The organism is Endozoicomonas sp. SESOKO4 (assembly GCF_024606275.1).
This window is the reverse complement of record NZ_JAHHPS010000286.1, coordinates 1-8,897: the sequence shown is the minus strand read 5'-3', so window position 1 is coordinate 8,897 and position 8,897 is coordinate 1. Positions and strand designations below refer to the sequence as shown.

At 48.5% G+C, this 8,897-nt stretch carries 9 protein-coding genes, 1 tRNA gene and 1 rRNA gene; 7 read left to right on the top strand and 4 right to left on the bottom strand.

Annotation, left to right across the window (positions count from 1 at the left end; genetic code table 11):
- The 5 genes from KDK16_RS05415 to mgtE all read left to right on the top strand — a co-directional run.
- A partial coding sequence (locus KDK16_RS05415) for an HPF/RaiA family ribosome-associated protein (protein ID WP_257275035.1) occupies nucleotides 1–125 on the top strand: 125 nt, incomplete at its 5' end.
- A gap of 14 nt (nucleotides 126–139) precedes the next feature.
- The gene (locus tag KDK16_RS05410) at nucleotides 140–592 is read left to right on the top strand and encodes a PTS sugar transporter subunit IIA (RefSeq protein WP_257253917.1); all 453 of its coding nucleotides are present in this window, start codon (nucleotides 140–142) and stop codon (nucleotides 590–592) included.
- Nucleotides 593–859: 267 nt separating this feature from the next.
- On the top strand, nucleotides 860–1,717 hold the full coding sequence (gene rapZ, locus KDK16_RS05405) for an RNase adapter RapZ (RefSeq protein ID WP_257253916.1): 858 nt from the start codon (nucleotides 860–862) through the stop codon (nucleotides 1,715–1,717).
- Entirely contained in the window at nucleotides 1,717–1,986 is a 270-nt protein-coding gene (locus KDK16_RS05400; RefSeq protein ID WP_257253913.1) for an HPr family phosphocarrier protein, read from the top strand. The genes rapZ and KDK16_RS05400 overlap by 1 nt, the downstream gene beginning before the upstream one ends.
- A 193-nt stretch (nucleotides 1,987–2,179) precedes the next feature.
- Nucleotides 2,180–3,538 carry a magnesium transporter gene (gene mgtE / locus KDK16_RS05395; protein WP_257275034.1) on the top strand — a complete coding sequence of 453 codons (1,359 nt, stop codon included), beginning with the start codon at nucleotides 2,180–2,182 and terminating at the stop codon, nucleotides 3,536–3,538.
- Between the two features lie 55 nt (nucleotides 3,539–3,593).
- Here mgtE and pmbA read toward each other — a convergent pair whose 3' ends face one another.
- The gene (gene pmbA / locus KDK16_RS05390) at nucleotides 3,594–4,949 is read right to left on the bottom strand and encodes a metalloprotease PmbA (RefSeq protein WP_257253911.1); all 1,356 of its coding nucleotides are present in this window, start codon (nucleotides 4,947–4,949) and stop codon (nucleotides 3,594–3,596) included.
- A gap of 216 nt (nucleotides 4,950–5,165) precedes the next feature.
- Here pmbA and yjgA point away from each other — a divergent pair, with 216 nt between their 5' ends.
- Entirely contained in the window at nucleotides 5,166–5,699 is a 534-nt protein-coding gene (gene yjgA, locus KDK16_RS05385) for a ribosome biogenesis factor YjgA (RefSeq protein WP_257253910.1), read from the top strand.
- A gap of 29 nt (nucleotides 5,700–5,728) precedes the next feature.
- Here yjgA and KDK16_RS05380 read toward each other — a convergent pair whose 3' ends face one another.
- Nucleotides 5,729–6,442, bottom strand: a complete 714-nt coding sequence (locus tag KDK16_RS05380; RefSeq protein ID WP_257275033.1) for a glycerophosphoryl diester phosphodiesterase — start codon at nucleotides 6,440–6,442, stop codon at nucleotides 5,729–5,731.
- Nucleotides 6,443–6,547: 105 nt separating this feature from the next.
- Between KDK16_RS05380 and KDK16_RS05375 the strand changes: the two genes are divergently transcribed.
- Nucleotides 6,548–8,149, top strand: a complete 1,602-nt coding sequence (locus KDK16_RS05375) for an FGGY-family carbohydrate kinase (RefSeq protein WP_257253908.1) — start codon at nucleotides 6,548–6,550, stop codon at nucleotides 8,147–8,149.
- A gap of 20 nt (nucleotides 8,150–8,169) precedes the next feature.
- Here the strand turns inward: KDK16_RS05375 and KDK16_RS05370 are convergent.
- Nucleotides 8,170–8,245 (bottom strand) — tRNA-His (locus KDK16_RS05370).
- 402 nt (nucleotides 8,246–8,647) lie between these two features.
- Nucleotides 8,648–8,763: ribosomal RNA gene (gene rrf / locus KDK16_RS05365) — 5S ribosomal RNA — on the bottom strand.
- Nucleotides 8,764–8,897 lie beyond the last annotated feature (134 nt).

The window sequence follows — 8,897 nt, the reverse complement described above, 5'->3', positions numbered from 1 at the left end:
CAACCGCTGAGGCTGAAGATATGTACGCTGCTATTGACGACATGTCGGACAAACTGGACCGACAACTGGTAAAACACAAAGAGAAGACGCTTGACCGGCTACAGGGTGCCAGTGGCCGCCTGTAAGCATCGATCGTTGTATGATTATCAAAAACATTCTTACCCCCGGGCGCACCCTATGTGATGTGCAGGGGGCCAGCAAAAAGAAAGTCCTGGAAATTGTCGCGGAAATCATCTGTGAACATGTTCCCGCCATAAACACCAAGGATCTGTTTAACAAGCTGATTAACAGAGAGCGACTCGGTACCACCGGTTTAGGCAAAGGAATAGCCCTGCCTCACTGTCGCTCCAGTGCCTGTCAACATCCCACCGGACTTCTGATCAAACTGTCCGAACCCGTTGATTTTGATTCTGTGGATAAACAACCGGTCGATCTGGTGTTCGCACTCATTGTTCCGGAAGAAAATACACAGGAGCATCTCAATATACTGCAGGCTGTGGCTGAACGCTTTCAATCAGAAATATTGCTGAGCCAGATGCGAGCAGCAAAAAACCCCAAAGCGCTGTATAACATCATCTGCAGCCCTGTTTAACAGGTAAATAAAAAACATTTTGCATGCCCATCTGGAAACGGAGGCGGGCAAAATGTTTTTGGCCTGCAAGAACCCTGTTGACTTCCTTCACTATCGTGACTTGAAACCTATTTATCCTTCAAAAATGCATGGATAGAAATATCCGGACTATGCTTGAAATAAAAGAAAGCGACTGGTTCTAATCTCATTGGGTTTTGATAGACTTGCCCCACTCGGAATCAGGTGAGAAGCCTGTTTGCACAGTCAAACAATCGGGAAGGACACTCCATGAAGTTGGTCATCATCAGCGGACGTTCAGGCTCTGGCAAAAGTTCCGCGCTTCACGCCCTTGAAGATGAAGGCTTTTACTGTGTAGACAACTTGCCTGCCAGCATGTTGAACGAATTGCCGACCAATCTCAAAAGCAATCTGCTCGAACCTCACCGCATGGCTGTCAGTTTGGATGTTCGTAATGTACCCGGCGCTCTGGAACGCTTTCCGGCATTGTTGGAAAAGTTGAAAAAACAGGAGGTTGAGTGTCAGGTCATCTTTCTGGACGCAGACAGCGACACCCTGATGAAGCGGTACAGCTCGACACGCCGTCGCCACCCTCTCAGCAATGATGAGCGTTCTCTGAAAGAAGCGATCAATCTGGAAAAGAAACTGCTGGCTCCTCTGGCTGAAGAAGCCGACATAAGGCTGGACACTTCACCACTGTCTGTCCATGAAATCAGAGAACAAATAAGACAGCGAATATGCGGCGCCACGAGCAAGAGTATGACGCTGATGATCCAGTCGTTTGGCTTCAAGCACGGCATGCCGATTGATGCTGACTTTGTTTTTGATGTTCGCTGTTTACCTAATCCTTTCTGGATTGAAGCGTTAAGATCTTACACAGGCCAAGATAAGCCCGTTAAAGATTTTCTGGCGGCTGAACCCATGGTAAATGAGATGTTTGAAGATCTCTGCAGATTCGTGGAAAAATGGTTACCGAGGTTCGAATCCGGACAGCGCAGTTATATGACGATTGCAATCGGGTGTACCGGCGGGCAGCACCGCTCCGTATTTATCAGTGAAAAACTGAGCGAGTGGCTCAAGGAACGTTTTGACTGTGTTCAGGTCAGACATCGGGAGCTTTCAAAATAATGATCCAGAAGCAGATCACCATTATTAATAAACTCGGTCTCCATGCACGGGCAGCATCTAAATTTGTTTCCACAACTTCGGCTTTCACCAGTCAGGTGAAAGTGGGCTTCGACGGCCGTGAGGTGGATGGAAAAAGTATCATGGCCGTCATGATGCTGGCGGCAGGAAAAGGCTCTGTCCTTGATTTAACATTTGAAGGCCATGATGAAGAAGAGGCCTGTACAGCGTTGTGCAATCTGATCAATGATTTTTTTGAAGAGGGTGAATAATCATCCTTTTCACCATTAAATCTCTGTTTATACTGGTATCTCAAATTGCCTCGCTTGAAAGCGAAAGCTTGTCAGGCACAAAGCAAACGAACAATGACATGCGAAATGACTGAGCCTGACAATCAGACTGGATAGTTGTAGAACAGAAAGTCAACACTCAGTCATTTCTGCCAAAAAAGCCGGGCACGCATCTATGGTACAACAGCTACAACTGAGTATCGGAGACAAGGCATTTCAGGAACTCAACGAGGCCCTTGAACACGGCGTTTCTCCCGAACTCAGGCGTATGCTGAATGGTCTTCCGGCTCCGGATGCGGCTCACTTGCTCGAATCGTCCCCCCCCAAACTTCGCAGCCTTCTCTGGCGCCTGATTGATCGAGAGATGGAAGGCGACGTATTACAGGAACTGAGTGACGAAGTCCGACAGTTTTTCCTGGACAGGATGAACGTGGCAGAGCTGAAAGTGATTACCGAAGGTCAGGACGTGGATGACATAGCAGACCTCCTGCAACAACTGCCCGACACCATCACCCGAAAAGTACTGGATTCCATGGACAGTCAGGATCGGCAAAGGGTAGAAGCCGTCCTCTCTTATCCGGAAGACACAGCCGGCGGACTTATGAATACCGATGTCATCACCATTCGGCCCAGCAGCACTCTCGATGTTGTGCTCCGTTACCTCAGGCGTCATAAGGATATTCCGGAAATGACTGACAGCCTGTTTGTCGTCAACCGCAGAGACGAATACATAGGGGCACTACCCCTGACAGTACTCCTGACAACAGCCCCTTCAGCCACAGTATTTGAAGTAATGCAGACCGATCTGCAACCCATCGCTGCCAATATGGAAGACAGCCAGGTGGCTCAATTGTTTGAACGGCAGGATCTGGTGTCAGCACCGGTGGTGTCTGAGCAGGGACAGCTACTGGGCCGTATTACGATTGACGACGTGGTGGATGTTATCCGGGAAGAGGCCGAACACTCCATGATGAGCATGGCAGGTCTGGATGACGATGAAGATACCTTTGCCCCCGCACTGAAAACGGCCCGTCGGCGCGCTGTCTGGCTGGGCATCAACCTGATAACAGCCTTTATTGCCGCCTCTGTTATTGGCATGTTTCAGGCCACCATCGATAAGGTCGTTGCACTGGCTGTCCTGATGCCAATTGTTGCAGGAATGGGCGGCAATGCTGGCGGACAGGCTCTGACTCTGGTGATTCGGGGCATGGCGCTGGGTCAGATCAGTAGAACCAACCTGCGGTGGCTACTCAGTCGCGAACTAATGGCAGGATTTCTCAATGGTATTCTCTGGGCCGCTCTGGTTTCCCTGATCGCTTATTTATGGTTCCATGACCCCATCATTGCTCTGGTGATCGCCTGTGCCATGATCATCAATCTCAGTACTGCCGTCATCGTCGGTGCCAGCCTTCCCGTTATTCTCAAATCCATAAATATTGACCCTGCACTGGCTGGCACCATAATACTGACGACAGTATCGGATGTCGTTGGCTTTCTCTCCTTTCTGGGACTGGCTACCTTGTTTTATAGTTAACATGCCAGACTGTTGGATAGCAGACTGCACCGTAGTAGCCTGATCAGCTACTTATTTATTCACCTGCCAGAGTCATCTCACTGATCAGAATCGAACCGGTTTGAATCCCCCCTCTGCGATCATAATCATTCCCTGCAGCAGCCATATTCATAAACATATCTTTCAGGTTTCCAGCGATAGTCACTTCAGAAACAGGGTGCTGTATTTCGCCATGTTCAACCCAGTAGCCTCCTGCACCTCTTGAGTAATCGCCGGTGACAGTATTCACTCCCTGCCCCATCAACTCAGTCACTAGTAAACCCGTTCCCATCTGTTTCAATAGCTCATCCCTGCCGCCTGCATTGCAGTCCAGAAACAGGTTATTGACACCTCCGGCATTAGCGGTACTCTCCATTCCCAGCTTGCGGGCAGAATAAGTACTCAGGAGATAACTGGCCAGAACCCCATCAGAGATAAAGTCCTTGGCCCGAGTAGCTAAACCGTCATTATCAAAACTGGCCGAACCCAGTGCCTTTTTCAGGTGCGGCTGCTCATGGATACGCACCCAGTCAGGAAATATCTGTTGACCCAGATGATCCAGCAGGAATGAAGCTCGGCGATAAAGACTGCCACCACTAATGCCTTCCAACAGGTGGGATACAATACCTGAGGCCACTTCTGCCGCAAACAGGACAGGTACCTGCCCCGTGGGGACTTTTCTGGCACCCAGTCGGGCTAGTGTTCTTTCCGCCGCCTTTTGACCTACATCCGAAGCAGACTCCAGATCGTTACCATCACGAGCGACGGTGTACCAATAATCTCTCTGCATTTCACCGGCTTTTTCACCAATCAGAACACAACTTAAACTATGACGACTGGAAATGTAACTGCCAATAAAGCCATGACTGTTACCATAGACACGACATCCCTGGTGGGTACCTACATTGGCACCGTCAGAATTTTTGATTTTGCTACTGAACATTCTGCCAGCTTCTTCGCACTTCAAAGCCAGCTCTATGGCTTCTTCTGCATCGATCCCCCAAGGGTGGTACAGGTCCAGATCTGGCAGTTCAGTCGCCATTAACTCAGCATCAGCAAGCCCGGCACAAGGGTCTTCCGAGGCGTAGCCGGCAATATCGCAAGCTGCCTTCACAGTCTCTCTGATGGCTTCAGATGAACTGTCTGAAGTACTGGCTGATCCTTTTTTCTTTCCCTGATAAACGGTGATACCAAAACCCTGATCACGGTTAAACTCGACCGTTTCAACATCCCCCATTCTGACACCTACCGAGAGGCCTGCGTCCAGACTGACACCGACTTCACAGGCATCTGCCCCCTGACGTCGCGCTTCGTCCAGAATATCACTGACCAGTGTCTTCAGGCGATCCTCTTCAGAGCGGGGATCCAGTACAGCGTTGGTTTTATCACCCATGAACTTCCTGCCTTCCAGAATTATTCGTGTAAGTCCTATTGTGCCGTGCCCGGCTGCAAATGCCCATAGCCAAAGAAAAACAAAACATTAACGATGAATGAGCTGTCCGGACGCTACCATCATTGGCCGGGAAAAGGAGTAACAGCCTTCTCCGCTCATGGCTGAATGTCAATAACTGGAGTAAAATGCAGGCATCTCTTTAGATAGACCCGAATCATGTCAGATCAAGACCCCTACGAATTTGAAGACGACGTTGAAGAAATCATTTATGTCAGCAAATCCGAGCTCAAACGTGATATGGACGAGCTCAAGGCCATGGGTGCCCGTTTAATGGATATGAAGCCAGCCACGCTGGACAAGCTGCCTCTGAATGAGCGCCTCAGGGAAGCACTGGATGAGAGCAAGCGAATTAAAAGCAATAATGCCCGCAAACGGCATTTAGGCTTCATTGGTAAATTGATGCGAGACCAGGAGCTGGAACCGATCCAGAAATTTCTCGACAGCCTGGACTCCACGAGCGAGGAATACAATCGTCGCTTTCACCAATTGGAACGCTGGCGTGACCGCCTGATCAATGAAGGGCATGAGGTTCTCACCGAGTACCTCGACAAATACCCTGACGCCGATCATCAGCACATACGACAACTGGTACGTAACGCCCAAAAGGAAGCCACAAAGGAGAAACCACCCGCGGCTTCCAGAAAACTGTTCAAATACTTGAGAGAAGTAGACGAAGAACACTGCTCTTAAGTAACAACAGAGTGTCAGTCGGCACTCTGTTAACGTATCAAGGAAGGGTTATCCGTAAACACTCCATCAACACCCCATCCTCTTAATCGATCAGCCGTATCCTTTTCGTTAACGGTGTAGCAATACAACTCATAACCTGCGGCTTTGATTTCATGCGCCTTTTTTTCTCTAAGTTTTTTGGCATTCAGATGAATCGTCTTAGCATCAACCTGTCTGGCTTTATGTTTCCAGTTTCGAGGCAACGATTCGAAAAGACAACCGATCCTGCTGTCAGCTTTTGCCCGATACAAGAGCAGAGCCTTATGATTAAAGCTGGATACCAGCAGTTGATCCTCAGGAAAGCAAACTGCCTCCAACACAGCTACCACTTCCTCAATCAGAAGTTTTAAATCGCAACGATTGGGTTTCAACTCAAGATTCAGGCTCAGCTTCAGTTCCTTGATCAAAGTCAGTGTTTCATTCAGTGTTGGCACCTTTTCACCGGTGAACGCTTCTGAAAACCAGCTTCCGGCATCCAGAGTAGCCACCTGATCCAGGCTCATTCTCTTCAAATGCCCGCGTCCTGAAGTGGTTCTGCTCATTGTTGGATCATGAAACATCACCGCTGAGCCATCTCCCAGCAGGGTCACATCCAGCTCTATCCATTTCAGCCCCAAATCGGCTGCTTTCTGAATGCCAGCCAAAGTATTCTCTGGAGCCAAAGCGGCTGCACCTCGATGCCCGATCACTGAGTCCATGAACATATGCTTATCTCTTCAATGCCCGCTGATTAACTTGTCTACTATTATGCTTATTTTCGTGGCAAAAAACCGTATGCAACATGGAAGATTGTTATCAGGGGTATAACGATGCGAGAAGCGCTACTCAGTATTGATGTGGGCACAGCCAGTTTGCGAGCTGCTCTGGTCAACACAAAGGGAAAGATACTGGCAAAGAACATCCAGAAACTAAAGCTCTGGCAGACCTCTGGTATAATGGAACAGTCTTCTGATGACATATATGGCTGTCTCGTTAACTCTATCAGAAAGCTGATTGAGCAATATCACCAGCCAGTGTCTATAAAAGGGATTGGCATTGACGCTACCGCATCCCAGGTTTTACTCAATCACGATCTGGAGCCTCTTCACCTGCCCGGCAATCCGGAAGCCAATATTCTTGGCTGGATGGATCATCGTTCACAACCTCAGTCCCTAATCATTAACAAACAATTCGAATCAGCCTCTGGCCGGAATGCGCCCGCTAAACAAATTCCTGAAATGTGTCTTTCCAAAATGCTCTGGCTCAAGCAGGAACAACCTGAATTATGGTCACAATGCGGGTTAATTCTCGATCTTTATGACTTCATCACCTGGAAGCTCACCGGAGTCATCACCCGAACACCATGCTCCAAGGTCACCTGCGAACCAAAAGAAATACTCAAGGCCCTGAATATTAACAATCCTGAATTGAGACGGGGAGAATTACTTTCACCATGCTCCCCGGTTCCCGGAGGCTTGAGTAACGCTTCAGCAGAAGCAACAGGACTGCCAGCAGGCACAACGGTTGCCACTGGAATGGTTGATGGCTTAGGTGGCAGTCTCGCAGCTCTTGGGCCAATTCATCCGGAAAAAGACAACAGCAGTCTGGAAAGCAGACTCAGCATGGTCGTAGGCACCTCGACAATTTATGTAGCCAGTAGCCGTTCTGCAAGAACCATTGAAGGTGTCTGGGGGCCTATGCCTTCAGCTCTTGAAGGCTTTTACCACAACATAGTTGGACAATCAGCAGCGGGAGCATTGATTGAGCATCTGTTAACCAGCCATCCTTCCTATGCTAAAGCTTTGAATGAATCGAAAAAAAACCACAAGAGCATTTACTCATACCTCAACACTGTTCTGAAAAACATGGCCGGGGACACGCATAAGCTATCCTTGCTAACTTACGACATTCATCTTTTACCTTATTTCGCCGGTAACCGCTGCCCCAGAATGGATATGAGCCTGAAAGGGATGATGACAGGGCTGAGCCTCGATCAAAGCATTGATAGTCTGGCCCTGACTTACCTGGCCTGTATTCAGGCCATTGCATTGGAAGCCAGACACAACATCGAACGACTTACCCAAAATGGCTACTGCTTCAGCGAACTCCGACCCTGTGGCGGTCTAGCCAAAAATACACTGTTTGTTCAGGAGCATGTCAACATAACAGGTATACGAGCCAAAATGCCTCAGGAACCCGACTGTATGCTGTTAGCAGGCGCCTTATTATCTTCTGTCGCATGTGGAACATACGCTTCTCTGGAAGAAGCGATTCAGGCTATGAGTCAGCAAAAGGAAACACTATACCCTGACACATCGCTTGCAGCATATTGCGACAAAAAATACAGGATTTATCTTGAACTGTATGAGGATCAGAAGAAGTACAACAGGATGATGAGTGGCGAGTTCAGAAACAGAAAAGGCCTGACTTAAAAATCAGACCTTTTTGAAACTGGGGTGGACGATGGGGTTCGAACCCACGACCACCGGAATCACAATCCGGGGCTCTACCAACTGAGCTACGCCCACCACTTCGACGCTTCGGGAAAAAGATGCCATCCCCGAAGACGCGGCTGATTATAAGGAAACCCTACTTCCTTGCAAGCAAAAAATAGCACTTCTGGTAAAAACCGAAATCTTTTTGTCCCGTCGGCTTGAAATAATCCGGATACCCTCCACTCTTGAAAGCAGGGTTTTCCAGAGACCTTTAAGTTTGGTACGTCGATCTGCTGTCATGATCAAACTTCATTTAAAATAAGGGCATTAAAACAGGAGACTTTGATGGTTTTGTTTTTTTTGGGGGGGCGATTTAGGTTTACATATCGCTGATATGTTGTACGGGTTTTCTCTGTGATGGGCTATCCCGTCACAATTCACTGTATAAACAAAAAGGCCCACAAATTTCTTGGTGGGCCTTTTTGTTTATTTAACGCCTGACAGTGACCTACTCTCACATGGGGAAGCCCCACACTACCATCGGCGATGCATCGTTTCACTTCCGAGTTCGGGATGGGATCGGGTGGTTCCAATACTCTGTGGCTATCAGGCAAAACTGGTTTGCTTCAAAGATTACTGATCGACTCGAAGCTAAAACACTGCCATATTTTCAGCGTTTTCAAAATAAGGTGCCTGGCGATGACCTACTCTCACATGGGGAAACCCCACACTACCATCGGCGATG

Bases quoted from the DNA above. Each gene is read 5' to 3' on its own strand.
- rapZ (WP_257253916.1), top strand. From the start codon at position 860: ATGAAGTTGGTCATCATCAGCGGACGTTCAGGCTCTGGCAAAAGTTCC.
- mgtE (WP_257275034.1), top strand. From the start codon at position 2,180: ATGGTACAACAGCTACAACTGAGTATCGGAGACAAGGCATTTCAGGAA.
- KDK16_RS05380 (WP_257275033.1), bottom strand. From the start codon at position 6,442: ATGTTCATGGACTCAGTGATCGGGCATCGAGGTGCAGCCGCTTTGGCT.
- yjgA (WP_257253910.1), top strand. From the start codon at position 5,166: ATGTCAGATCAAGACCCCTACGAATTTGAAGACGACGTTGAAGAAATC.
- KDK16_RS05400 (WP_257253913.1), top strand. From the start codon at position 1,717: ATGATCCAGAAGCAGATCACCATTATTAATAAACTCGGTCTCCATGCA.
- pmbA (WP_257253911.1), bottom strand. From the start codon at position 4,949: ATGGGTGATAAAACCAACGCTGTACTGGATCCCCGCTCTGAAGAGGAT.
- KDK16_RS05410 (WP_257253917.1), top strand. From the start codon at position 140: ATGATTATCAAAAACATTCTTACCCCCGGGCGCACCCTATGTGATGTG.
- KDK16_RS05375 (WP_257253908.1), top strand. From the start codon at position 6,548: ATGCGAGAAGCGCTACTCAGTATTGATGTGGGCACAGCCAGTTTGCGA.